This window comes from Vibrio sp. R12-SG2-ISO1 (genome assembly GCF_059834045.1).
The window spans coordinates 242,664-263,175 of the sequence record NZ_JCBDGO010000021.1 but is presented as its reverse complement, the minus strand read 5'-3'; the positions used below and the strand labels follow the sequence as shown (position 1 = coordinate 263,175).

At 49.5% G+C, this 20,512-nt stretch carries 14 protein-coding genes; 10 read left to right on the top strand and 4 right to left on the bottom strand.

Annotated elements, in window-relative coordinates:
- Nucleotides 1-72: 72 nt before the first annotated feature.
- Entirely contained in the window at nt 73-1,389 is a 1,317-nt protein-coding gene (gene dbpA, locus AC6R10_RS16010) for an ATP-dependent RNA helicase DbpA (protein ID WP_500672942.1), read from the top strand.
- A gap of 70 nt (nt 1,390-1,459) precedes the next feature.
- Here dbpA and msrB read toward each other — a convergent pair whose 3' ends face one another.
- Nucleotides 1,460-2,626, bottom strand: coding sequence for a peptide-methionine (R)-S-oxide reductase MsrB (gene msrB / locus AC6R10_RS16005; protein WP_500672857.1), 1,167 nt, complete (start codon nt 2,624-2,626; stop codon nt 1,460-1,462).
- Between the two features lie 238 nt (nt 2,627-2,864).
- Nucleotides 2,865-4,067: an aromatic amino acid transport family protein gene (locus tag AC6R10_RS16000; RefSeq protein ID WP_500672856.1), complete on the bottom strand. Its 1,203-nt coding sequence runs from the start codon at nt 4,065-4,067 to the stop codon at nt 2,865-2,867.
- A gap of 334 nt (nt 4,068-4,401) precedes the next feature.
- On the opposite strand from AC6R10_RS16000, the gene AC6R10_RS15995 reads away from it, so the two are divergent.
- From AC6R10_RS15995 to AC6R10_RS15980, 4 genes are all read left to right on the top strand, one after another.
- The gene (locus tag AC6R10_RS15995) at nt 4,402-4,524 is read left to right on the top strand and encodes a hypothetical protein (RefSeq protein WP_334551932.1); all 123 of its coding nucleotides are present in this window, start codon (nt 4,402-4,404) and stop codon (nt 4,522-4,524) included.
- Between the two features lie 58 nt (nt 4,525-4,582).
- On the top strand, nt 4,583-5,167 hold the full coding sequence (locus AC6R10_RS15990; RefSeq protein WP_500672855.1) for an acyl carrier protein phosphodiesterase: 585 nt from the start codon (nt 4,583-4,585) through the stop codon (nt 5,165-5,167).
- 36 nt (nt 5,168-5,203) lie between these two features.
- A complete protein-coding gene (locus AC6R10_RS15985) occupies nt 5,204-6,463 on the top strand; it encodes a DEAD/DEAH box helicase (RefSeq protein ID WP_500672854.1) in 1,260 nt (419 codons plus the stop codon).
- Between the two features lie 310 nt (nt 6,464-6,773).
- Entirely contained in the window at nt 6,774-7,973 is a 1,200-nt protein-coding gene (locus tag AC6R10_RS15980) for a type III PLP-dependent enzyme (protein WP_500672853.1), read from the top strand.
- A gap of 147 nt (nt 7,974-8,120) precedes the next feature.
- On the opposite strand, the gene AC6R10_RS15975 is transcribed toward AC6R10_RS15980, so the two are convergent.
- Nucleotides 8,121-9,248 (bottom strand): acyl-CoA desaturase, encoded by a 1,128-nt coding sequence (locus AC6R10_RS15975; RefSeq protein WP_500672852.1) that lies wholly within the window; start codon nt 9,246-9,248, stop codon nt 8,121-8,123.
- A gap of 241 nt (nt 9,249-9,489) precedes the next feature.
- On the opposite strand from AC6R10_RS15975, the gene AC6R10_RS15970 reads away from it, so the two are divergent.
- From AC6R10_RS15970 to AC6R10_RS15960, 3 genes are all read left to right on the top strand, one after another.
- Nucleotides 9,490-10,050, top strand: coding sequence for a GNAT family N-acetyltransferase (locus tag AC6R10_RS15970; RefSeq protein WP_500672851.1), 561 nt, complete (start codon nt 9,490-9,492; stop codon nt 10,048-10,050).
- 98 nt (nt 10,051-10,148) lie between these two features.
- Nucleotides 10,149-11,291, top strand: coding sequence for an efflux RND transporter periplasmic adaptor subunit (locus AC6R10_RS15965; protein WP_500672850.1), 1,143 nt, complete (start codon nt 10,149-10,151; stop codon nt 11,289-11,291).
- A gap of 9 nt (nt 11,292-11,300) precedes the next feature.
- Nucleotides 11,301-14,453 carry an efflux RND transporter permease subunit gene (locus tag AC6R10_RS15960; protein ID WP_500672849.1) on the top strand — a complete coding sequence of 1,051 codons (3,153 nt, stop codon included), beginning with the start codon at nt 11,301-11,303 and terminating at the stop codon, nt 14,451-14,453.
- A 90-nt stretch (nt 14,454-14,543) separates the two neighbouring features.
- On the opposite strand, the gene AC6R10_RS15955 is transcribed toward AC6R10_RS15960, so the two are convergent.
- Nucleotides 14,544-16,100 (bottom strand): arylsulfatase, encoded by a 1,557-nt coding sequence (locus AC6R10_RS15955; protein WP_487901459.1) that lies wholly within the window; start codon nt 16,098-16,100, stop codon nt 14,544-14,546.
- Between the two features lie 349 nt (nt 16,101-16,449).
- Here AC6R10_RS15955 and AC6R10_RS15950 point away from each other — a divergent pair, with 349 nt between their 5' ends.
- Entirely contained in the window at nt 16,450-17,997 is a 1,548-nt protein-coding gene (locus AC6R10_RS15950) for an arylsulfatase (RefSeq protein ID WP_500672848.1), read from the top strand.
- A 119-nt stretch (nt 17,998-18,116) separates the two neighbouring features.
- A complete protein-coding gene (locus tag AC6R10_RS15945; protein WP_500672847.1) occupies nt 18,117-20,441 on the top strand; it encodes a multiheme c-type cytochrome in 2,325 nt (774 codons plus the stop codon).
- The last annotated feature ends 71 nt before the right edge of the window (nt 20,442-20,512 follow it).

Genomic DNA, 20,512 nt, shown 5'->3' with positions numbered 1-20,512 from the left:
AAGGACACCAGAGTGAACCTTTCATTTGACCAACTTAACCTCAAAACCGAACTCAAGCAGACCCTAGACTCAATGGGCTACACTGAGATGACGGCCATTCAGCAGCAGGCGTTGCCGCTTATTCTCGACGGGCAGGATGTCATTGGTCAGGGGAAGACGGGTTCTGGTAAAACCGCGACCTTTTCTCTTGGCGTGCTGAACAATCTGAATGTGGATCGTTTTCGCGTTCAATCATTGGTGTTGTGTCCTACTCGAGAGCTGGCTGACCAAGTGGCGACCGAGATCCGCACGCTGGCGCGAGGCATTCACAACATTAAGGTACTGACGCTCTGTGGCGGCATGCCAATGGGCCCTCAAATCGGTTCATTAGAGCATGGCGCGCATATATTGGTCGGTACACCGGGACGTTTGTTGGATCACCTCAGCAAAGGTCGTATCAATCTTGATGAGCTGAACACTCTCGTTTTAGACGAAGCGGACCGCATGCTGGACATGGGTTTTGAAGAGGCCATTGATGCAATTTTGGCTGAGGCGCCAACAGATCGTCAAACCTTGCTGTTTAGTGCAACTTTCCCAACCAATATCGACAGCTTAGCGCACAAAGTGATGCGAGAGCCCAAGATCGTTAAAGTCGAGTCGACCCACCAAAGCAGCACCATTACTCAGCAGTTTTTCCAACTGGAGAGTACCGAGCAAAGAGACGATGCCCTTGAGGCATTGCTTCTGACGCATAAACCGGAATCGTCGGTGGTGTTTTGCAACACCAAGCGAGAAGTGCAAAACGTGACGGATGAGTTGTCTCAGCGTGGTTTTAGCGTGGTCGAGTTACACGGCGATATGGAACAGCGTGAACGTGAACAAGCCCTGACTCGCTTTGCCAACAAGAGCATTTCTATTTTGGTTGCCACCGATGTGGCGGCGCGCGGATTAGATGTCGATAACCTTGATGCAGTCGTCAACTTTGAGCTGTCACGCGATCCTGAAGTGCATGTTCACCGAATTGGCCGTACTGGTCGTGCGGGCGCAAAAGGGATGGCATTGAGCTTTTTCAGTGAAAAAGAGCAGTACCGCGTAGCGCGAATTGAAGAGTACATGGACATAGAGATCACGCCACAATCGGTGCCGGAAAAACCGATGGAAAGACCCTATTACCCAGCGATGCAAACCATCCAAATCCTTGGCGGTAAGAAGCAAAAAGTGCGCGCTGGCGATATTTTAGGAGCGTTGACCAAACAAGCGGGCATTGATGGCAGCAAGATTGGCAAAATCAACATTCTACCTATGGTGTCGTATGTCGCGGTGACGCATGATTCCGTCAAAACGGCATTAAAACAGCTGCAAACTGGCAAGATGAAAGGCCGCACCTTTAAAGCGCGTGTGATGAAATAATCGTCATTACACTCGATGGAAAAACAAAAATAGCCAGCAATGACGCTGGCTATTTTTTATGTCGATTTAATCAACCTTCGAATAAATAGAGATAGTGCTCGTAGCCCTGTTTAGCCATCTCCTCAAGCGGAATAAATTTCATCGCCGCTGAGTTCATGCAGTAGCGCAACCCTGTTGGCGCCGGACCATCTTTAAAGACGTGGCCTAGGTGAGAGTCTGCGAATCGACTGCGTACTTCCGTTCTTGGATAGATAAGTTTAAAGTCGGTTTTAGTGACAATGTAACGCTCATCGATCGGCTTGGTAAAGCTCGGCCAGCCTGTGCCCGACTTATATTTGTCGGTCGACGAGAACAGCGGTTCACCAGTGACGATATCCACATAGATGCCGGCTTGTTTATTGTCCCAATACTCGTTGTCAAATGGGCGTTCAGTCCCTTCCTCTTGGGTCACGTAGTATTGCAGATCGGTTAGGTTAGCTTTGAGTTCCTCATCGCTCGGTTTAACGTAGGTTTTCACCTCTGACGTAGAGCCACTGGCTTGACCGGAACTTTGGTTGATCATCTCACGCAGTGTCACTGGGTGTTCGTTGCGGTCTTCACCAAAAATCGAGTCCAGATATTGGTCGCGTCCAGATGCGTAACGATAGTAGTTGTAACGCACTTTACTCTTTTTGTAGTAGTCCTGATGGTACTCCTCTGCAGGCCAGAAGGTATCGAATGCAATGAGCTCTACTTTCAGTGGCTTTTTAAACACGCCTAATTTGTCCACATCGGCGAGGAATTGCCTGGCAATATCGCGCTGTTGTGGATTGTGATAGAAAATGGCGGGGCGATAGTGACGACCTCGATCAACAAACGAGCCCTGATCATCGGTAGGATCAATATGGCGCAGCAGCTGATCGAGCACTTGCTCATAGCTTACTTGAGAGGCATCAAAGGTTACCTGAATCACTTCGATATGCTCGGTTTTTCCTGAAGAGACTTGTTTATAGGTCGGATTGTCGAGCTTACCACCGGAATAGCCGGAAACCACATCAATCACACCGTCCAACTTTTCCAGATCCGATTCCGTGCACCAGAAACATCCGCCGGCGAGCGTTGCGGTTTCTACCTGAGCGGTATTCTGAGCGGCGTTCGTTGAGGGGCTATCTCCCGCGCTTTGTGTATGACCAAGAAAAGACGTCGCCACTGCCGCAATGGCAATAAGGGCTAAGGTCACGTGACTATTCAGTTTCATATCAACCTCGTTGAATTTGACTATCTCTACACAAGACAGAGCCAGTAAAGAAAAACTTTCACATAAAATCGTCTCCCTATACTCCTATTCCACCCCCAACGATCAAATACTCTTTCCCACAACCCACAACCCACAACCCACAACCCACAACCCACAACCCACAACCCACAACCCATAACCAAAAAAAGGCAGCCACGCTGCCTTTCCATCATCCATACTCACTGATTATTAATGTCGCTTAACCCAGAGCTGGGAGCCAACCTGCAGTGATGAGCACTTGCGCGCCGACAATGATAAGCCCAGTCAGCCCACATATGTTCAGCGCGATGTTGCCACCGATGACTTGATAGCCCGCGCTTTGATGAGTTTGTCTTGAGCGCTTCACCATCCATACAGGTAGGAATATCGCCAATACCGCCAAGGCAATCGCCGCGTAACCGAGCGCCATAATAAAGCCTTCAGGATAGAAAAGGGCAAAGCCCATCGGCGGCACGAAGGTCACGAGACCAATGACCCAACGATTAGGGCGGCGCGTCGATGTCGTCAGCGAATCGCCGAGGAACTCGAACAAGCCTAAACTGACACCGAGGAAGGAAGTCAGCAGTGCAAGGTCAGCAAACAGGCCGATAGTTTGTGCCAAGTTAGATTGATGGACTTGTTCGCCCAAAGTGCGAATAAGCGCGCTCAGGCCTTGGTTGTCCATCAGCGTACTTTGACTGACGACGCCCAGAGTCACCAACTGCCAAAATAGGTAAATCACCAAGGGGATCGCCGAGCCAATCATAATCGCTCGGCGCAGTGAGGTCGTGTGGCCGTCCAAGTAATTCACAATGGCCGGAATACTGCCGTGAAAACCGAATGAGGTGAAAATCACTGGAATAGCGGCGATGATCAAACCTTGCTCAATCGGAAGGCTCAGTAGGTAAGATTGTGTCACATTGGGTGCTAGGAAGGTCAGCACCAACGCCATCGCGAGCAGCTTCACGCTAAAGAGTACGCGATTGACTTTATCCACGGTGCTCGTGCCAATGGTCACCACGACAGCAACAATGAGTGTAAATACGATGGTGGCGATGGCTGGTGAGACCTCAATTTCGGCAATTTGCGTTATACGCTCACCAAACTGCGCGCCACCCCCTGCGATGTAAGCAGCGCAGAGTGCATAGAAGAGAAACATCATGGCAAAACTGGCGAGCCACTTGCCTCGCTTACCGAGAAATTGCTCGGCCAATGTGTGCAGTGTCGCTTTGGCGTCGGCGTGTTGATGCAACTCGACCATCAACAGTGCCGTGTAAGCCATCAGGGCCCACAACACGAGCATGATAAGTAGAGAGGTGGAAAATCCGATCCCAGCGGACGCAAGTGGCAGGGCCAGCATGCCCGCACCTATGGTGGTACCAGCAATGATCAAAGTACTACCGAAAACCTTTGATTTAGACATGTATGAAATTCTTTACGTTGTATTGTTGCTTGTTTAGAGAATAATGGCGTTAAAAAGTGCAGTTCTAGTGCTTTGTTTAACTTATCGGCGATTATGTTGGAGCTTTCCCTTGAGATCAAGTGAAATGTACAGATAAAACTCCATTAATGTACATATTTATTTACAACTGGCTGTGTGATGCCTATTCGGGCGGTCATGCAAACGTTTTGCACTGGATCTCAGTGCGCTATCCAGTGCCAAGGGGTTTTACTTTTCAAAAAAGTGTCATATAACAGACGTATAAAGGAGATCTGCTCGAGGCTCGGGCAGGGGAAATGAAGAATAAGGAGGTCTTATGAGTGACCAAGCAATCAACGAAGAGAATCTTGAACTCCTCGATGCGATGGAAATCGGGTTTGATCTATCAAACTACGATGAAGAAACACTCGAACTTGCCAAAGAACTCTTTGGTCAGTAAGTGTTACCCAACCCTCTTTTAGAGAATAGCCAGTGCAGATGCGCTGGCTTTGTGTTTTATGAACTACCTCGCTCACCTACATATCGCGACCGCGTGTGATTCAAACCTAATGGGAAACTTGCTCGGGGATTTTGTTAAAGGTAACCCTGAGGGGCGTTTTCATCCGTCAGTGGTGGATGGTATTAAGTTGCACCGATTTGTCGATTCGTACACAGACCGCCACCCATTAACCGCGCAGGCAAAGTTGCTTTTCGCCCGTGAAAAAAGGCGTTATGCGCCCATCGCGTTAGATATGTTCTGGGACCATGCGTTGGCCTGCCGCTTTGATGAGTATCATCCCGTCTCACTTGAGCAATTCAGTCAATCTGCGATGCGCACCGTTCTAAGCCAAGCTCAGCAGACAGAGCCGCTACTACCTGAACGCTTTATTCGTGTTGCTAAGGCAATGTACCAAGGTCAATGGTTGAGCTCATATCAAGAGCTCGACAACGTCCGCTTTGCGCTGAGCCGAATTGCTCAGCGCTCGCCTAGAATGACGCCATTGGCGCAGTGCGCTGAGGATTTAAGCCGAGAATCTGCTCACTTAATGGCGATTTTCGACCAATTATATCCAGACGTGCTCAACGCTGCGCAGAGTTTCTGATAGAATCGCCGACCCGACTCTATTTGGAATTGCACAATGTCTCTATTTACTCAACTTGGTCTTGATTCTTCGCTTGTCGCAGCGGTGGAACGTTTGGGTTTCGATACGCCCACAGCCATTCAAGAGCAGGCCATTCCAAAAGTGCTGCAAGGGGTCGATTTGTTGGCCGGTGCGCAAACTGGTACGGGGAAAACTGCCGCGTTTGGTTTGCCGATTATCCAACTTTTGAGCCAAGCGGCGTTAAAGCGCGATCCACAAAGCAACGATGTGTTGGCGTTGATCGTGGTGCCCACGCGTGAGTTAGCGCAGCAAGTGTACGACAACCTCAGTGCGTACAATCAGACCAGTGAGTTGCACATTGTCACCGCGTATGGCGGCACAAGCATCAATGTACAAACGCGTCACCTCGCCAATGGCTGTGATATTTTGATCGCAACGCCTGGGCGCCTGCTTGATCACCTTTACTGTAAACACATCCAACTTAAGAAAACACGCTACTTGGTGTTGGATGAAGCGGATCGCATGTTGGATATGGGTTTTATGCCTGACATTCAGCGCATTCTCAAAGCGACAAACCCAGATCGCCAAACTCTGTTTTTCTCTGCCACCTTTGATAAACGCATCAAAACGCTGGCGCACAAAATGCTCAATGATCCGCAAGTCGTGCAAGTGTCTCCGGCCAACAGTACCGCTGAGAAAGTGGAGCAGATGGTCTATCCGGTCGACAAAAAACGCAAAGCGGAATTGTTGGCCTATTTGATTGGATCTAAGAACTGGCAGCAGGTGTTGGTCTTTACCAAAACCAAGCAGGGCAGTGATGCGTTGGCCAAAGAGTTAAAGTTAGATGGCATTAAGGCTGCTTCTATCAACGGTGATAAAAGCCAAGGGGCACGCCAACAAGCGCTCGACGATTTCAAATCAGGTAAAGTGCGTGCGTTGATTGCCACGGATGTCGCCGCGCGAGGCTTAGACATTGCGCAATTAGAGCAGGTGGTGAACTTCGATTTACCTTACAAAGCGGAAGACTACATCCACCGGATTGGCCGTACGGGCCGCGCGGGTCAAGCCGGGCTAGCGGTCTCTTTGATGGCAAAAGACGAAGAGTACCTACTGGAAGCGATTGAGCGTTTGCTTGACCAGCGCTTGCCACAAGAGTGGCTGGCGGGCTTCGAACCGAGTCTGATTGAAGAGATGGAACCTGATCGTGCGCCAAGGAAAAAAAGCCGTTCATCGGAAAAGCGTAAAATGAAAGCCAAGCTGAAAATTCATGCGGGACGCGGTAAGAAAAAGGGCTGATCACAGGCGTTAGGTCATCGTGTGGAGTGAATAAAGAATCCTTATCTAGACGATAAAAATAAGTGTCTTTTCTTTTGCCCATTTCCTATTGCACTGACCGACTCATGACCTTACTATCGCCCTGCTTCTTGATGATAGCCAATCCGAGTACATCACATTCTGTTTTGTGGCAAGGCGATAGAGCAACTATCCAAGAGTGACTTTGACTGCGCGTATTGCGCTTTATTGACGCTCCATTGTTCATCGATTTGCTTACCCCTCCAATAGGGCGGCGCGACGAGCAATGCCTAAATTGTTGGAGAAAGCTATCATGGCTAACACACACTCAGTACTTGGTTTTCAATCTTTTGCTTCCCCTGCGATGGCAGCGAGTGAAGCGCAATTCATCGAATCAGCGGTGAGCCAATATGGCGCACCTTTGATGCTCCTCGATTGCGACATCATTCGTGAACGCTACCAAGCGCTAAGCCGTGCACTGCCGAATGTCACCTTGCACTTCGCACTTAAGCCACTGCCACACCCTGCTGTTGTTCGCACTCTGCTTGAAGAAGGGGCGAGTTTTGACCTTGCCACTACCGGCGAAGTGGAATTGGTGGCCGAGCAGGGCGTGCCTGCTGAGCGCACGATTCATACTCACCCAATCAAACGTGATGCCGATATCCGTGATGCCTTAGCGTACGGTTGCAACGTGTTTGTGGTCGACAACTTGAACGAATTGGCGAAGTTTAAGCCTTATCAAGATGAAGTTGAGCTGCTAGTGCGCTTGAGTTTTCGCAACAATGAAGCGTTTGCCGATTTGTCGAAGAAATTTGGTTGCACGCCAGAGCAAGCACTCGTGATCATTGAGACAGCGCAAATGTGGAATATTCGCATTAAAGGGCTCTCTTTCCACGTGGGTTCACAAACGATGAACCCGCAGAAATACGTCGACGCGATTCACGCCTGCCGTGATGTCATGGACAAAGTGGTGGCGAAAGGGCTTCCGGCACTGAGTACCTTAGATATCGGCGGGGGTTTCCCAGTGTGCTATACACAAAAAGTGATGCCGATTGATGAGTTTTGCCAACCGATCAACCAAGCACTTGCTACCCTACCAGAAACGGTGCAGGTGATTGCTGAGCCAGGACGTTTTATTGTGGCAGAGGCAGTAACCAGTGTGGCATCGGTGATGGGCCAAGCGGAGCGTGAAGGTCAGATGTGGTACTACCTAGACGATGGCATCTATGGCTCGTTCAGTGGTCTCATGTTTGATGATGCGCCTTACCCAATGGCGGTACTTAAGCAAGATGGCGAGATGATGCCAAGCGTACTGGCAGGTCCAACCTGTGACAGTATTGACGTGATTGCGGAAAACATCATGCTTCCGATACTCGAAAATGGTGACTTGGTGGTGGGTCGCATGATGGGGGCCTACACCAGTGCGACCGCGACCGACTTCAACTTTTTCAAACGTGCAACTACGGTGTTGATCAACGAGCATCGTGTCCAAGACGAGCGTATGATTGGCTAATAGCAAGAGTGCGGTTTGAGCGGGACTCTAATCAAGACAAGCCATTATCGAAACATGAATACAACAAAGGGAGCGTCAGCTCCCTTTGATCGTTTAAGGTGATTATTAATCTAGTTTAGATACTTTAGACTGAACAAAGTGTTCTGATTAGGCGTATTGAGCGATTTGTCCTTCCCAGCGACGTTTTTGTGCGGCGAGATCCTGTTTCAACTGTTGATAGCGCAGTTTTAAGAGGGATTGCTCGTAGCGCTCAACCATATTGCTTTTCTTCGCTTCGAGGACCTGTTTCTTCACCTCGTAGTAGTCGGTCATTTTGCTCATCAACTGCTCAAACTCTTTGTTGAGCGTATCGCTGATGAGGCTCGCATTTGGCATAGAGCGAATGTTAGATTTGGCTCGCTCTAGCGTCATTTTTGCGCGCGCTTTCTCTATCTTAATCTTTGGAGTTACGCGAAGTTTCTCTGCCAATCCTACCCATTCACAACTTTTTATCAGCCACTTAGTCGGATCGTACTGCCACCAATGAATACCATTGCGGTAGTCATTTTCAAAAATGTGGTGGTAGTTGTGGTAACCCTCACCAAACGTGAAGAACGCGAGAATCCCGTTGTCACGTGCGGTGTTCTTGTCCGTGTAAGGTTGAGCACCCCAGATGTGCGCCAATGAATTAATGAAGAAGGTGGAGTGGTGACTCAGCACCAAACGCACGACGCCTACCATCAACACCATGCCCCAAACATCGCCATATAGAAGGCCAAGGGCCACAGGAATACCAAGGTTGGTCACCAACGCGAGTAAGAGATAGTGTTTGTGTTGCCACATCACGATCTTATCTTTCTGTAAGTCGCGGCAGTTGGCGTAATCGGCGTAGATCTCTTGATTGTAGTTTCTTAGCATCCAGCCAATGTGAGAAAACCAAAACCCGCGTTTGGCCGAGTAGGGATCTTTGTCATTGTTGTCGACGTGTTTGTGGTGGACTCGATGGTCAGAACTCCAATGGAGGATACTGTTTTGCAGAGCAAAAGCACCACCGAGCGCAAACAGCAATCGGATTGACCAGTGACCTTGGTATGTTTTGTGGGACCACAAGCGATGATAGCCTGCAGTAATGGAGAGATTACAAAACGAGTACGTCACCACCAGCCAAAACCAGTGTTGCCACTTATAACCAAACTCGATGCCATACCACGGAGCGGCAATCGCAGCGGCTAAAAAGGTAGAAACAAACAGTAAAACATTGACCCAAATGAGAGGCGGCTTTTCCTTAATCGACATGATGCAAACCTTCAGCTAACACGTGTTCGCTAGAATAGTCAGCGTACACGTGTAAGTCAAACGAAAGTTGAAAGGACTGAGAGCCAAATCTGTAACAGAGTAATTCACTGTTTTGTTTGCAAAGTGAACCCAATAGGCCCGGATTTATTGCTTATCTTTGACAGGATGTTTGGCTTTTTGTTAAATGTTCAATAGTATGAATGTGTAATTCATCCTTACAGGAAGTAATAAGGAACTATAAATGGAAATAAAAGTAGCGGAATATAGCGACTTCGAGCGTATAGCAGGATTGCATGCAAAAAGTTGGCAACGCTTCTATTCTGGCATCCTATCTAAAGCGTATCTCGGAGAAGAGGTACAATCCGAACGTAAAATCATCTGGCAAACGCGCTTAACCAATCCACCGTTCAATCAAGCGGTGTATTTGATTGAAGAAGGTGGGCTATTGTGCGGCTTTGTGTGTGGTTTTGGTAATCATGATTTTGAGCGCGGCACCATCATTGATGCCCTTCATGTGGATGACTACTTTCGCGGCCGCGGTATTGGCCTGACACTGCTCAAAGCGATTGCCGATTGGGCACGTCAATATTTCCCTGATAACGGGGTGTATCTCGAAGTACTCAAGGGGAACCAGCAGGCGATTGATTTCTATGAGCATCTTGGTGGTCAGTTAGCACAAGAGAGGCTATGGAATGCCCCATGTGGTACTCAAGTTCCAGAACTGGTTTATACCTGGCCATCGCCCGACGTTTTGTATCAACAAGTTGATAACTTACTGCAAAGGCGTTTAGTTACAAACTGATACACAATACGGTATCGCTCTGATACTTCTCGGACAGAAGCGATGTGAATTGTGTTTATGTTTATGATGAACCTATTTCATTTCATTAGCGGTTTATCATGAAAAAGACGTTAATCATCACTGCGCTCACCAGTGCGCTTTTTATTACAGGTTGCAACGATTCTTCTACGGCTGCCCAAGGTGGATCAGCGCCGTCAGTGGTCGTTGAACCTGTCACTGAAATTTCCTACCAAGAAAGCAAATCCTACATTGGCCGCGTGGAGGCGGTGGAAGATACCAACATCACGGCGCAAGTGACAGGCTACCTTAAAGCGCGCCATTTTGACGAAGGGCAGATGGTGGCAAAAGGTCAGCTGCTTTTCTCTATCGAACCTTCTTCATTTGAAGCGCAATTGGCGAGTGCTAAAGCAAGCTTGGCGCAGGCGAACGCCGCGCTGAAAAAAGCGCAACTCGATTTCGAACGCGGGAAAAACCTGTTACCCAAAGGCAGCATCTCGCAGTCAGAATTTGACAATTTGAATGCCAACTTGCTTGGCGCGCAAGCACAAGTTGAAGCAGGCAAAGCGCAAGTCAACTTGGCTGAGGTCAATCTCTCGTATACCCAAATTCGCGCACCGTTTTCGGGTCGCATCAGCGAGAGCCACTTCAGCACCGGCGATCTGGTTTCTCCGCAAAGTGGTGTGCTGACAACGCTCGTCAGTCTTGACCCTGTCCACACGGCGTTTAGCATAAGTGAACGTGAACGCTTAGACCTTGGGATGGATTCAATCAAAGGCGATGGCCGTGAAGGGGCCCACTCTGTGGAGGTACAGGTGCTGCTTGAAAACGGTCAACCTTTTGACCACTTTGGCGAGCTGGACTATTTAGGGAATCGTATCGATCTCAACACGGGCACCATTGCAATGCGCGCGCGTGTACCAAACCCTGATTATCGCTTGCTACCCGGGCAACATGTGCGTGTTGAGTTGCGAGAGAAACAAGCAAAGCCGGCGGTAGTGGTCGCAAGACGTGCAGTACAAACCGACTTAGAAGGGCACTTTGTTATGATCCTAGCAAAGGGCAATATTGCTGAGCGCCGCAACGTGACGCTTGGTCAGCAAACACCGCAAGGAGTCATCATTCGAGATGGCGTGATGGCTGGCGAGCAGGTGATTACCCAAGGTCTGCAACGTGTGCGTAATGGCGTGCCTGTCCATGTTTCACCGCAAGATGAAACGTCGACAAATACGACGCAATCGTAAGGGGGCAGGATGCTGAGTCGTTTCTTTATCCAGCGCCCTAAGTTCGCGCTGGTTATCTCGATCATATTAACCTTAGCAGGGGCGATTGCGTTGGCAATCTTGCCTGTTGCTGAGTACCCGAAAATTAGTCCTCCTTCGGTCAGCGTGAGCGCGTTTTATACCGGGGCGAGTGCCGAAGTCGTTGAGCAAGCCATTGCCGATCCGATAGAAACCTCGGTTAACGGCGTTGAGAACATGATCTACATGTCATCAAAAAGCGCTAACGATGGTTCGTACAGCCTCAATGTCACCTTCGATGTCGGGACCGATCCAGACATGGCGCAGGTGAACGTGCAAAACCGCGTCTCGCAGATTGAGTCCAAGTTGCCCCAAGAAGTCCGTATGGTTGGGGTAACGGTGAAAAAACGTTCGCCAGATTTGCTGATGGTGCTTAACTTCTACTCACCCGATGGCAAGTATGACGATCAGTTTTTGATCAACTACATCAACCTCAACGTCAAAGATCAGCTCGCGCGAGTGAAAGGCATCAGTGAAGTGAACGTTATTGGAGGAGGCGAATACGCAATGCGTGTTTGGCTCGATCCAGACAAGATGGCTAACCTGAAACTGACCACATCGGATGTCTACGCCGCGCTCAGTGAGCAAAATGTGCAAGTGGCTGCCGGTCGAGTGGGGGCTGCTCCGTATAGCGAAACACAGGAAGTGCAGTTTAACCTGGTCACTAAAGGGCGCTTGGAGAGCGTTGAAGAGTTTGAGCACGTGGTGCTGCGCGCCAACCATGATGGGTCGACTGTCTATCTGAAAGACGTTGCACGAGTGGGACTGGGCAAAAAGTTTTACGACGGAAGCGGCCAGTTCCGTGGCCGCGATGCATCGATTGTCGCGTTATCACTGCAATCGGATGCCAATGCGCTAGAAAGTGGTCAAGCGGTGATGGATTTGCTTGAACGCATGAGTGCCAACTTCCCAGAAGGCATGGCGTATGAGACCAGTTATGACACCACAGTGTTTGTTGCTGAATCGATCAAAGGGGTGGTCAAAACCCTCATTGAGGCGATTTTGTTGGTGATTGCGGTGACCTACCTGTTCTTAGGCAGCGCGCGAGCCACCTTAATTCCCGTGTTTGCCATTCCGGTCTCCTTGATTGGTACTTTTGCCATCATGCAAGCGACGGGCTTTACGATTAACACCGTCACCTTGTTTGGTTTGATTCTGGCCATCGGTATTGTGGTTGATGACGCAATTTTGGTCATCGAAAACGTGGATACCACGATGGCGAAAGACCCAACCATTTCCCCGCGTAAAGCCACTTTGCTTGCGATGAAAGAGGTGACAGGGCCGATCATTACCTCGACACTGGTGTTGCTGGCGGTGTTCTTACCTGTTGCTATGTTGCCGGGTATTACCGGCATCATGTACCGTCAGTTCGCGTTAACCATCTGTATTTCTGTGGTGATTTCATCCATTAACGCGCTGACCCTCTCGCCGGCACTCTGTTCTTTGGTGCTCAAACAGGGCGGAGGCAATACATCACGTTGGTTTAACGTCTTCAACCGCGGGTTAGATAAAGTGACACATCGCTATGGTCAAATCGCGGGTTTGTTGGTGAAAAAGACCGTCTTATTGGCGGGATTCTTTGTTATTGCTGTGGTGGCGGTTGGCTTTTTCGCCAAAACGACTTCTACTGCCTTTGTTCCTCAAGAGGACAAAGGCATCTTATTGATCAATGTCCAGTTGCCTGACTCTGCGTCTTTGTCAAGGACCGAGGCGGTCACGGGGTCGCTGATTGATTTGGTTAGCCAGGAACCGGGCGTAGATGGCGTGACGGTCGCGAATGGCTACTCCTTTATGACCGGTGCCGCAGCGTCAAACGGTGCATCTCTGTTCGTTAAACTGCATGATTGGGACGCGCGCAATGCGCTCGCAGGTGATCACAGCGCCAATGCCATCGCCCAGCGGATCAACGGCAAAGCAGCGATGACACTGCCGCAGGCGGTTGTATTCGCAATGGGACCGCCCGCCGTGCCAGGCATGGGCGCCGCGTCTGGATTTGAGTTCGTACTCGAAGACACGTTGGGACGTAGCCGAACCGATCTGGCGCTGGTCATGGGACAGATGATTGCAGCGGCCAATCAGCAACCTGAGATCGCGTATACCTTCAGTACCTTTAGGGCGAACGTACCGCACTATTACATCGATATTGATCGTGAAAAAGCGCAGCAATTGGGTGTGCCGTTGTCGTCAGTATTCCAGACGCTGCAAGGCAATCTGGGTTCACTCTATGTCAACGACTTCACCCTATTTGGAAAAAACTTCCGCGTTACGATGCAAGCCGATGGCGAGCACCGCCGCGGCATGGACGATTTGCAGCGTTTCCATGTGCGCAGTCAGTCGGGAGAGATGGTGCCGCTGAGTACTTTGGTTAGCTACGAGCAGGTGTTTGAGCCCGATGTGGCATGGCGTTACAACATGTACCGAAGCGCCATTATTCAAGGTCAACCAGCACCGGGTTACTCCAGTGGCGATGCGATTGCAGCGATGGGGCGCGTCGCGGCGGAAGTGTTACCACAAGGCTACCAATACGAGTGGACAGGCATGGCCTACCAAGAAGTCTTAGCGGGTAACCAAGCGATCTTTGCGTTCGCGCTGGCGTTGATTTTTATTTACTTGTTTATGGTGGCGCAGTATGAAAGCTGGAGTATTCCACTGGCGATTATCTTGGTTGTACCGGTTGCAACGCTCGGCTCTTTCTTGGCGTTAAACCTTGCCGGAATGCCACTCAATCTTTATGCGCAAATCGGACTGGTGCTGCTAATTGCCTTGGCGGCGAAAAACGCCATTTTGATTGTTGAGTTCGCTAAGGTCGAGCGCGAAGAGAAAGAGTCACCGATCGATGAGGCGGCAGTTCAGGGCGGTAAGCTGCGTTTTCGCGCCGTTAATATGACGTCTTGGTCGTTTATCTTGGGTATCTTCCCCTTGATCTTTGCCAATGGTGCGGGCCACATCAGTCAAAACTCGTTAGGTGTTTCTCTTATCGGCGGGCTGTTGTGTGTTCTACTTGCAGGTACTTTCTTAATCCCAGGTTTCTACGCTTTGGTGCAGAGGCAGAGGGAAAAAGTACATGGTGGCCCGACGAAATTGATTCCGCTTGATGATGAATAACTTGGATTTCACATACTGTTGAATGCATAAAAAACGCTCTACCATGTGGCAGAGCGTTTTGCTTTGGATGAACTTAGCGAGTAAGGCTAATTACTTAGCTGTCGCCGCTTCAAGCTGCTTCAGTTTACCTTGAAGCATCATCACGTTCTGGTTGAAGTTACCTGGGTTCAACACTTGGCTTGCTTGGAACGGGTACTGGTTGATCGTTGCCAAGAATGGTGCGATCTGCTGTTGTACCGGAACAAACAACCACATGTTATCTGCCATCCAACGTAGGTACAGACCAGATTCGTGTGGTGCTTTTTCAAATGGGTCTGCACGTAGGTGAACAATTGAAGGCCAGTTGGTTTGGAAACGTACGCCGTCAGCGATGTTACCTTCCATATGCGCAAACTGAACTTTAAAGTCATTCCAACGAACAGCATCTAAGTCACTGTTAGCTGAGAAGTAAAGTAGAGACTCACGAGGACCTTTCTCTTCTTTGCCTTCAAAGTAAGGTAGGAAGTTGTAGCCATCTAGGTGTACACGCCAGTTCTTACCGTTGTATTTCGCACCCTTATCTGATTTTAGCTTATCTACGACTTTGTCATCGCCAGCCGCTGCAAGTAGCGTTGGGATCCAGTCTTTGTGAGACATGATGTCGTTGATCTTAGTACCAGGTTCGATTACGCCAGGCCAACGAACCAATTGAGGAACACGGAAACCGCCTTCCCAAGTGGTGCCTTTTTCGCCGTGGAAGAAGGTTGCACCGCCGTCTGGCCATGTGCCTGTTTCAGCACCGTTGTCGGTTGAGTAGATAACGATCGTGTTGTCAGCAACTCCCAGTTGATCGAGCTTGTCTAACAGCACACCAACGTGATCATCGTGTTCTAACATACCGTCAGCGTAAATAGAGATGCCTGATGCGCCTTGGTATTTCTCTTGCAGACGAGTCCAAACGTGCATACGCGTGGTGTTGTGCCAGATGAAGAAAGGCTTGTCCGCCTTCACTGCACGCTCCATGAAGTTCAATGATGCTTCTAGGAACTCTTCGTCTGCCGTTTCCATACGCTTACGCGTCATTGGGCCTGTATCTTCAATCTTACCGTCAGCCGTTGACTTAATAACGCCACGTGGAGCGTATTTTGCGCGGAACTCAGGATCTTTCGGGTAGTAGTAGGTCTCTGGCTCTTCTTCTGCGTTTAGGTGGTAAAGGTTACCGAAGAATTCGTCAAAACCGTGCGCAGTAGGAAGGTGCTTGTCTTGGTCACCCATGTGGTTCTTACCGAACTGAGCGGTCATGTAGCCCTGTTCTTTAAGAAGATCAGCAATGGTTGGAGCCCAATCAGGAATACCGTGATCTGAACCTGGCATACCGATAGTCAGAAGACCAGTACGGAACGGTTCTTGACCTGTCAAGAAGGCAGCACGACCTGCAGTACAAGATTGCTGACCGTAGTGGTCAGTAAACAGTGCACCTTCGTTAGCGATACGGTCGATGTTTGGGGTTTCGTAACCCATCATGCCGTTGTTGTATGCACCGATGTTGAAGATACCAACATCGTCACCCCAGATCGCTAGGATGTTCGGTTTATCCGCAGCGACAGCCATGGTAGACGTAGCGATTGCTGCGACACCCATAGCCAGTTTGCTTAGATGGTTAGCCATAAGGACTCCAATAGTTATGTGAGTTGTGTAGAACAAAGACTTTGCTCTTATCGCCGTACAATAATAGTCAATGTAGGATAAGTCTCTTTATAGTGACTATAACCACAGGTTATTAGTGTTGCATAAGTTTTTGAATAAATTGCAATTGTTGTTGATGAGACAACGAGAGTTATTGCAAATATGCGATCGGGCTCTCATAGGAATTCCATACGTTAGACTGCAGCTTTGAACCAATATTAAGAGTTTTGATGAATATTGAATGAAATCAAGGCACGCCATTGTCGTTTGCCATGGTGTTGTACTAACAATTAGAAGGCAGGATGCAACAATCACAACAACTGAGGTTACTATGGCAACAGAATACGGCGTTAAGCGTCGACTCGCGATTCTGACCACTGCGCTGCTTGGCGTATCGAGTGTCAGCATGGCGGCAGAGAAACCCAACATTCTTGTTATCTGGGGAGATGACATCGGACAAACCAACGTCAGTGCTTACACATTTGGCTTAGTGGGCTATCAAACACCGAACATCGATAGTATCGCCAAAGAGGGCATGATGTTTACCGATTACTACGGTGAGCAATCATGTACCGCTGGGCGTTCGACGTTTATTACCGGGCAAACCGTGCTGCGAACTGGCTTGAGTAAAGTGGGCTTACCTGGCGCTGATCTTGGCTTAAAAGCGGAAGATGTCACCATCGCTGAACTGCTAAAACCTATGGGCTATATGACGGGCCAATTTGGTAAAAACCACTTAGGCGACAAAGACGAACACCTACCCACCGCACACGGCTTTGACGAATTCTTCGGCAACCTTTATCACCTTAATGCCGAGGAAGAGCCGGAAAACGTCGATTACCCACAAGATCCAGAGTTTCGCCAAAAATTTGGTCCACGTGGTGTCATCAAATCTACGGCAGACGGCAAAATTGAAGACACTGGCCCTCTGACTCGTAAACGGATGGAAACCGTGGATGAAGAAACCCTTGATGCGGCCTTGGATTTCATGGATCGCGCCGTCAAAGCCGATAAACCGTTTTTCGTTTGGTGGAATGCCACGCGTATGCATTTCCGGACTCACGTCAAAGAGGAAAGTGCGGGTAAAACCGGTATCAGCTTTTACGCCGATGGTATGGTGGAGCACGACAACCATGTGGGTGAACTGTTGAAAAAAGTTGACGACTTGGGCATTAAAGACAACACCATCGTCTTTTACTCAACCGACAATGGCCCGCACATGAACTCTTGGCCAGACGCGGGATTAACGCCATTCCGAGGTGAGAAAAACACCAACTGGGAAGGGGCGTATCGAGTGCCCGCCATGGTGCGTTGGCCGGGTAAGATTAAACCGGGTAGTGTCTCCAATGAGATCATGCACCATATGGACTGGATGCCGACCTTCCTCGCGGCAGCAGGCGATGATCAAGTGAAGGAGAAATTACGCAAAGGACACAAAGTGGGCAATGATGAGTACAAGGTCCATCTTGATGGGTACAATTTCTTGCCCTATTTAACCGGCGCTGAAGAGGCCGGTCCTCGTGAGGAGATCTTCTACTTCTCCGATGATGGCGATCTTACCGCCTTGCGTTACCACAACTGGAAACTAGTCTTTATGGAGCAGCGAGCACAGGGCACACTGCGTATTTGGGCAGAACCCTTCACCAAACTGCGTGTCCCTAAGATCTTTAACTTACGTATGGACCCGTATGAAGTCGCCGATATCACCTCCAACACCTACTACGATTGGATGCTTGATCGAGCGTATATGTTGGTGCCTGCCCAGGCGTATGTTGGACGTTTCTTAGAAACGTTTGAAGCGTTCCCGCCTAGGCAAAAGGCGGCCAGTTTCTCACTTGAACAAGTGATGGATAAACTGCAAGAAACGCCCAATAAGTAATGGTGTCTCGTATTAGATATCGCTTCTAAAGTGAAAATATAGTGGCTTAAATGCTTGTATTTAAGCCACTTTTGTTTCTTACTTATCAATGATTACCTGCTGATAACTCAAGGATGAGGATGACAGACCCACGCCCTAATCATTTTGCAACTGCTCGCCAAATACTCATAGTGCTGTGCTGGACGCTGTGGGTCGCTCTGTGTTCAACCCTAGTTCCTCTTCATGCGGCAAGCTTCGTCGGAACAGCTCAATGTGTTGATTGCCATCTTGAACAAACACAGGCTTGGCAAGGATCTCACCACGACATGGCGATGCGTCACGCCAAACCCGATGCAGTGCTCGGAGATTTCAACGACGTGACCACGATGCACAACAGCAAAGCGCACCGTTTCTACCAAAAAGGCGATGAATATTGGGTGACGCTAGAAGGGCCAAAAGGCGAGATGCAAGATCATCAGATCCTCTACACCTTTGGCTTTGAGCCATTACAGCAATACATGGTGGCGTTTGAAGATGGCAGAGTGCAATTGATTCCGTACGCATGGGACTCAAGACCTAAATCGCAAGGGGGGCAGCGTTGGTTTCATTTATACCCCGATACCAAGCCACACGATGAGTTCTACTGGACCAATACTGGCCAAAACTGGAACTTTATGTGCGCTGATTGTCACTCTACTAACCTCAAGAAAAATTATGATGCCGAGAGCAATCAATACAACACGACTTGGTCAGAAATCAATGTCGGCTGTGAAGCGTGCCACGGCCCGGGAAGTAAACACGTTGAGCAAGCAACGCAGTATGCCAATCAGCCGCGCAGCGAATGGTCAAAGCACAGTGCCCACCTTGGCTTTGATCGTGATTTAGGCCAATCGGTTGCTAATTGGGTTTATCAAGAAGGGCACTCGACTTTGCAACCGGATGCGATCGTGCCAACAGCCCAAGTGCAAACTTGTGCCCAGTGTCACAGTCGCCGTACCCAGCTCAATGAGACGGGTGACCATGTGAACGGTTCGTTTTTTGACAAGTACCGCTTAAGCCTGATCACGCCTGAGCTTTATTATCACGATGGCCAAATTTATGATGAAGATTATGTGTACGGTTCGTTCTTGCAATCGCAGATGGCGAGAAAAGGCGTAACGTGTAGCAATTGCCATGATCCGCACAGTGCGAAGTTGAAAGTGGCCGAAGAGGCCGTGTGTGCACAATGTCACTTAGCATCGGATTATACGCCAGAAAAGCACACCTTCCATGCTCCAGGCAGTGAGGCATCGAAATGCACGACGTGCCACATGCCAGAGACGACGTATATGCAGGTGGATCCAAGGCGCGATCACAGCTGGCACGTGCCGCGCGCCGACATTGCCAAGCATATCGGTACGCCTAATGTCTGTACCTCCTGTCACACCGATCAAAGTGCGCAGTGGGCGGACGAGCAAGTCGCTGAATGGTTCCCAGACTCTCCTTATCGAAATCAGCAACATTTTGCCGTGGCTTTTTACGCCGATGAGATCGGGCATCAAGGCAGCGCTGATGCGCTTGCCTACAGTGCGCAAGATGCCTCGTTAGCGCCAATTATTCGCGCCTCTGCACTAGAACGTATGGCGGGAAATCAGAGTAAAAATACGTTGATTTCGCTCGCCCGAGCAGTCAAACACGACAATGAGATGATTCGCCTTGGTGCTATTGAAGGTGCGTCGGGGTACGAGTTTGCCGAACAGTGGAAAATACTCTCACCACTGCTTAGTGATCCTGTCCTTGCCGTGCGAACCGAAACTGCTGCAGCTCTGGTGAGTGGCTACTTGTCGATGAGTGTTGAACAGATAGCGCAATTGAAACCGGCGCTTGAGGAGTACATCGAAATTCAACGCTTTAACGCCGATCGCGGCTTTGGACGCGTTAATCTTGGTAATGTACACCGCCAGATGGGCGACAGGGAGCAGGCCGAAGGTTTGTATCAGCAAGCCATCCAAATTGAGCCCTATTTTGAAAACGGTTACATCAATTTGGCCGATCTTTACCGCAGTCAAGGCGACGAGAGTAAAGCGCGTGAGGTGCTGCTGAGTGGTCTAACTGCCCAGCCCAACTCCTCGATCATCCCTTATAGCCTTGGTTTATCTTTGCTTCGCAGCGGCGATCGATCAAAGGCCAATGATTATCTGGCCATGGCGGCTAAAGGCGCGCAAACCAATGCCCAATATTGGTATGTGTACGGTCTTGCCCTTGAGGGCAGCGATGTAATGGCTGCCAGTCAGGCGCTCAATCAAGCGTATCAAGTGGGCGGAAACCCTCAACATCTTTATGCCCAGTGTGAAGTGTTAGCGCGCAACCGACACAGCGCTGAGGTGGACGATGCCCTTAAGGTGTGTTTGGGTACATTGGCGCAAATGGTGCCCGCAGACGTGGTGGGACAACTGCGGGCGCGGCTTGGATTAGCCCCTAAGTAAAGGGCGAAGTATGATAGGTATAACCAATAGTTATAGGGCAAATCGCTAGTATAGGGCAGATGCCATACGGT